The organism is Streptomyces sp. NPDC001156 (assembly GCF_053598275.1).
Genome location: NZ_JBSFJX010000383.1, coordinates 1 through 4,304, shown reverse-complemented (window position 1 = coordinate 4,304; position 4,304 = coordinate 1). Strand labels below are relative to the sequence as shown.

Genomic DNA, 4,304 nt, shown 5'->3' with positions numbered 1-4,304 from the left:
CTGCCGCCATAGCCCATGCCGACTAGCAGGCGCAGGACCGCCTTCTCCAGGAACTCAGGCGGGGCGGCGTGAAGACGCTGCACCAGTTCGGTGGCGACGTCGGCATCAAGCTGTTCGACCGCGGCGCTGATCTGCTCGAAAGGTGTTTGATCACTGGTGTCATCGGCGCCGGTGGGGCCGTCGGCCTGCTGTCCCGGCCCGTGGCGGCACGTTCCAGCAGGGCCCTCAGGCGGTTGTAATCGGCGTCGTCTGCGCAGGGAACAGGAGAACTCGTCGTCATCTCCGGTATCCAAGCAGACGGCCGCAAGCACACTTTCGCCGATCAGTCGATTGCTGTGGATGTATGCCGCTCGGCATGTCCGGTGACAGGCCGACCGGCCAGGCGAGCCGCTGCAAGTCTGCCCGGTGAGCTGTTCCGCTGACATCCAACGTTGACATCAACGACTACGGACAGCGGCGCCAACCGGCAACCACATGCGGCACCCGTGCGCACAGGGAACCACACCCACGCCGGGCCCGGATCGAACTCCTAAAGCGGGTGTCGCAGGTTCGAATCCTGCCGGGGCACCAGCCAAAAGGCCCTGGACCGATCATGGTCCGGGGCATTCGACGGTGCCGTGGCGGGCGTCGTGAAGCCGGATCAGGCGGAAGCCGACGGACTGGGCGATGCGCCTGAAGGAGCGGTAGACGGTCCGCGGCTCGACAGGGCGGCCTGTGCGGGTGGCGAAGACATAGGCGGACTCCCAGTGGGCCGCAACGCTTACCTTTCACTCCGGTGCCGCCGGTTGATCAGCACCGTGTGTGCGGCCAGGGCGAGACAGGCAGCTACCGCTGCAAGGCGGGTAATGGTCCATGCTGTCTCACCTACTGGCCCTTGCACTGAGACCTCGGCTCGCAGCCGCGCCGACGTCTCCACGACAGCCAGCAGCGGGATCATCAGCCGAAAGGGGAGACCGCGCAGTCCACGCTTGCGTGCCAGGTTCCCCGCCAGCCCCAGAATGGGACCGGCTACCAGAGCGACTGCACCCCATGCGACCGTGGCCGACAAAAGCCCGGCCCAGGTGGTGTGCGAGTGCACCGCGTAGTAGGCAGTGACAGCCGCTGCCAGGGACGCTGCAGCCAGGGCGGCGGACGCGACCCTGGATGCGCAGGCGAAGCCGACACAGAAGGCCAGGGCCGACCAGGGCCATGCCTCGTTCAGGACGAGATACACGGCACGGCCTCCCGTGGAGGCGTTCGTCTCAAGAAGGCGGGTGAGGACTCCGAGTGCCGTACCGGCTGCCAGCGCGGCCGCAGGTGCCAAGATGAAGGAGCGTGATGAGAACACGGCGTTCCACAGAGTCCTTTTCGGTGACCAGGCGTCTGAGACCCGGCCTCTGCACGAGTCAACCGCCGTCGTCGTGGGTTCACGGCGGCTCCTCGCTCAACCCAGCCGGTGAGGTAGCTGGGATGTGAGGCGCTGAGTGACTTACTGATGTGGTGCGACGGTTCCCTTGCCGGAACAGCCGAGGTACTCACCGTGTCGCTCGCCGGCCAGACGGCGCGGCGAGTGACACGGCAGCTTCCCTACGCTCACTCCCGAAGCGGATGCGGAGGCGAAGGGTTGACAGGTCTTGGGAGTGTCCGCGAAGTCGCCTGGTTCGCCTCCAGTGTGAGGCTCGTGGTGAGCGCAGGCACTCACGAGACGGGCGTGGCTTCGCGGACCCCCTGAGTGTCAGCGCGGCTGTAAGACTTACTCGTCGACGCTCCAATACGCATAGCACGTATACGCGGCGCCTGCCGTTGCGCTGGCCTTGGCCGTATGTTTGGCGAAGGCGTAAGCCTTGTTCTCGGCGTTGGCTATTCTCGCTGTCGCATGGTGCATCTTCGAGCCATGGAAGTAGTGGGAGAAACAGCTCTTTCCGCCGGTCGTCAGTTCCCAGCCATAGGTCCAGGAGCCACCGCCGACGTCCTTGGTGTGAGTCTCACCATCCGCCGACCGCAAGGATGAGTTGAGGTCGATGACGGCCATGCCTGACTTCGCGGGCTTGAGTTCAGCCGCGCTGGCCGACGCGGCCGGGCCGATGACGGCTCCGGCGGTCAAGGTTGCGGCGGCTGCGGCGAGCAGTGCGGACTTACGAAGAGCTTTCAAGGTCAACCCCGTTTTGTGTGAGAAGCGATGGATCGCCTGCAGCGAGATGGCCAACTAGCCCTTGGTCATGGGCAGTTGAGGTCAGTCTTCGCATACCGTATGTCCGTTCCCGCGCCACCTCAAGATCTCCATTCGGTTGTGGATGTCACACAGGAGACAGGAACCGATGCAGTCCTCGCGACCTCAGCCAGAGGCCGACCGTGGATACCGGGTTGCTGCCATTACAGATGCCGGAGCACCGCGACCAGCCCCGGGGAGTCGGCAGCTTCCGCCGCATCGCGCAGGCGCTCGACGGGGTAACTTCCCTTCCTCGCTCCCTCTCTTCGAGGCGGCCGGCGCCACCTGGCGGCTGGTCTACGTCCTTCGCCGACGCGTAATCGCCAACCGCCGCCACCTCGTGGAAGAGCTGGAACTCAGGTCTGATCCGCGCGGCCAAGTGACATCCATCGCTGACATCAACGTCAGCGAACAGGAGTGGAGTCCAGCAGCCTAGACGGGACTGAGGGTCCTGGCCGGTGCGCCAGTGCACGAAGGGCCCGAACTCCTAATGCGGATGTCACTTCCCCACCCGGCCCGGCTCGAACGGGCTGGTCCCCTCCACAGCGGGCCGGTGCTGGGGGAAGCAGCCACCAACCGACGCGGGCCACGTCAATCGTAGGCTTGATACCGGGTTGCCCACGGGTGCGGTGGGGTTGAAGTACAGCAGCGGAGTACAGCAACCACCGCCACCGTAGGTGGTCATCAACGGCAAGAGGTCGTGCCAGACGCGTGCCAGGTCGTACGGGGAACCAGGGGGAACAGCGGGGAATCAGCGAGCCTGCCCACGAGGTGTCAACACCCTTCCACCGCAGGTCAACCTGGCAGCAAGGCCCTGGAGCAGCTGAGCTTCCCAAGCTCAGAGTGCAAACGTGATCCTTGCGAAGGGCCGGTCCCGTCTAGGTGAGCTTGATACTGAGCTGGGCACCCCATTCCTGAAATCCCAAAGCGGACGCAACTCGCCGAGACGCGAGTGGCCGAGCACGCCACTGCGGCAGTAGTCCCGCGGCGAACGCGTGCGCCACAGTTGCCGACGCTGTCACTTGAGCGAGACCTCGTGCCCGCCAGGCAGGATCGGTCAAAACACAGACATGGGCGATCCCACCCGGCCAGGATTGATATCCAGCAGCTGCGATCACCCCACCACCCGCGCGAACCACGAAGGCTGGCGAAGTGATTCCCCTGAGACCGGCCTCCCCGGCATCGTCCTCACCCGCGGCCTCCTCCAGACCTCGCAGATCAGGGTGGTCACTGGGAAGTTGCTGCACAGCCAGGGCGCCTGGTGAGGCCGAGCGGAATGCGTCAGGGGACGCGTAGGACAGTGCTGCGGGGCCAAGTACCCGGGCTACAGGCAAGACCTCACGGACCGCGTCGGCATCGGTGACCGCCTCCACCGGCAGCGCCGCCAGTCCATCGCGAACCAGGTCTGCCGAGCGGTCAGTGGGGGCGGTCACGACTGCTGCACCGCCCAGGGACACGACACCGAGAAGGACTGGGCGTACAGGGTGGAGCAGCCGCACGGCTCCGAGGGCTGGCGCCCCTACAACGGCCTTGAGCGGTGGCAGGGCACGATCGCCACCGAGAAGCCGTACGAGGACGCCCAGCACGTCGCCGCCCTCGTCGTCGCAGACCTGGTCCGCGAGTGGAAGAGGAACCACGCCGACGTGATGCACGTGCGGATCCTCGTCTGGGCGGACGAGGAGGGCGAAGGCGTCGCGGATGCCTCCTACGTCGTGGAGGTCCGGCCGGACATCCACGCTGACTGACGTAAGTGAGCGAGATCGACGGCTGGCGGAGGGGAGGCCTAGAAGACTCAGCGCACTGGGCCTGGACCACCTACGCCCCCGCGTCTGGTGACCAGAACGACAAGAGCCGTATGACGAGAGATTGTCACGTACGGATCTGTGAGGGCCGAGGGATGAGACTCCCCTCGGCTACTCGGCGGGGAAGCCCCTTCGCACGAGCATATGCACCCCCGGTGCCCTACAGGCCCGGCGGAACATCGTCGCTGGTCAGAGCTCGTGCAGCCATTCTGAAGCGGTACGGGCGGGGACTGGAAACGGAGCGTCACGCGTCACCGCCCCAGTCCCTGACCCTACTTCCACACGGTCACCTTTAGACGCCACCACCGGAGATG

Annotated in this window: 5 protein-coding genes and 1 pseudogene; 1 reads left to right on the top strand and 5 read right to left on the bottom strand. The window is 65.7% G+C overall.

The window, feature by feature from the left end:
- The 5 genes and pseudogenes from ACWDA7_RS50930 to ACWDA7_RS50910 all read right to left on the bottom strand — a co-directional run.
- On the bottom strand, positions 1-293 hold a 293-nt coding region (locus tag ACWDA7_RS50930), incomplete at its 3' end, for a hypothetical protein (RefSeq protein WP_450614786.1).
- Positions 294-611: 318 nt separating this feature from the next.
- A pseudogene (locus ACWDA7_RS50925) lies at positions 612-746 on the bottom strand (site-specific integrase); the annotation flags it as partial.
- A gap of 14 nt (positions 747-760) precedes the next feature.
- A complete protein-coding gene (locus ACWDA7_RS50920) occupies positions 761-1,327 on the bottom strand; it encodes a DUF6518 family protein (RefSeq protein ID WP_450614784.1) in 567 nt (188 codons plus the stop codon).
- A 405-nt stretch (positions 1,328-1,732) separates the two neighbouring features.
- The gene (locus ACWDA7_RS50915; protein WP_450614782.1) at positions 1,733-2,185 is read right to left on the bottom strand and encodes a lactococcin 972 family bacteriocin; all 453 of its coding nucleotides are present in this window, start codon (positions 2,183-2,185) and stop codon (positions 1,733-1,735) included.
- 881 nt (positions 2,186-3,066) lie between these two features.
- Positions 3,067-3,327 carry a GNAT family N-acetyltransferase gene (locus ACWDA7_RS50910; RefSeq protein WP_450614788.1) on the bottom strand — a complete coding sequence of 87 codons (261 nt, stop codon included), beginning with the start codon at positions 3,325-3,327 and terminating at the stop codon, positions 3,067-3,069.
- Positions 3,328-3,672: 345 nt separating this feature from the next.
- Here ACWDA7_RS50910 and ACWDA7_RS50905 point away from each other — a divergent pair, with 345 nt between their 5' ends.
- A complete protein-coding gene (locus tag ACWDA7_RS50905; protein WP_450614780.1) occupies positions 3,673-3,933 on the top strand; it encodes a hypothetical protein in 261 nt (86 codons plus the stop codon).
- Positions 3,934-4,304: the final 371 nt, after the last annotated feature.